Below are 1,113 nucleotides of genomic sequence, written 5' to 3' on the forward strand. Positions count from 1 at the left end.
GCAGTGTGCGGGTATAGCGCTCGGGCACCGTGGCGATGAGGTCGGAGCCGCGCGCCAGCGCCAGCGCTTCCGCAAAGCCGCCGACCACGGTGGCGATCGTCCGCGTCAGCCCGGCGAGTTCCAGCGCGTCGTCGATAGGCCCGCGATCCAGCCCGCGGCGCGAGATCAATATATGCCGGCCGGCGGCGAAGCGGGCGGCGGTGATCTTGCCGTCGCACAGCGGATGGCCGCTGCGCACCACGCCGACGAAACGGTCGCGGAACAGCGCCTGCGCCCGCACCTCGGGGCCGGTCGAGCCGCCGATAACGCCGGTCTCGAGATCGACACTGCCTTCGCGCATCGGCGCGCTGTCCTTGTCGGGCTTCGGCACGAAGCGCAGCTGCACGCCCGGCGCTTCCTCGGCGACGCGCGCGAGAAGGGCAGGGCCGAAATTTTCCACAAAACCATCGCTGTTGCGCAGCGTGAAACTGCGCGTAAGCCGCTTCAGATCAAGGCGTTCGGCGGGGCGCAGCACAGCCTCCGCCTCCTTCACCAGCCGGCCGACATCCGTGCCGAGTTCGATGGCGCGGGGCGTCGGCACCAGGCCGCGCCCGGCGCGTACCAAAAGCGGATCGCCGGTCACCTCGCGCAATCTTGCGAGCGCGCGGCTCGTTGCCGACGGGCTGAGCTTCAGCCGCCGCGCGGCTTTCGCGACACTGCCTTCGGCGATGAGCACGTCCAGCGTGACGAGCAGGTTGAGATCGGGTCGCGACATGGCGCGATCTTAGCACGTCCTCGATGCAGTGACATGGCGCTTCATGCACTATTCGAGTGCAAATGCTGCGCGTTCCGCCATATGGGCCAGGCGCCTATTCTCCCGGCAAGTTCCACCCGAGCCGGAGAAGAACCATGGCCGATGTCGCAGATCCACGCACCGTTCCCGCAAGCCGCTCGGCAAGCGGCGCGCTGGCCAGCCTGTCGCTGGCGATGCTTTTGTCCTCGCTCAGCACCAGCATCGCCAATGTCGCGCTGCCGACGCTGAGCACCGCCTTCGCCGCATCTTTCCAGGCGGTGCAATGGGTGGTGCTTGCCTATCTGCTTGTCATCACCGCGCTCATCGTCAGCGTCGGGCGT

The 1,113-nt window shown here is 67.8% G+C and carries 1 protein-coding gene and 1 pseudogene; one reads left to right on the top strand and one right to left on the bottom strand.

The genetic code is table 11. The features are described from left to right. Positions 1–754, bottom strand: a 754-nt coding sequence (locus EOA32_RS37375; RefSeq protein ID WP_145971524.1) for a LysR family transcriptional regulator, incomplete at its 3' end; no start/stop codon positions are given. A gap of 134 nt (positions 755–888) precedes the next feature. On the opposite strand from EOA32_RS37375, the pseudogene EOA32_RS37380 reads away from it, so the two are divergent. Then, positions 889–1,113, top strand: a pseudogene (locus EOA32_RS37380) (MFS transporter); the annotation flags it as partial.

The sequence above is a fragment of the Mesorhizobium sp. M1A.F.Ca.ET.072.01.1.1 genome (assembly GCF_004023325.1).
Classification (GTDB): domain Bacteria; phylum Pseudomonadota; class Alphaproteobacteria; order Rhizobiales; family Rhizobiaceae; genus Mesorhizobium.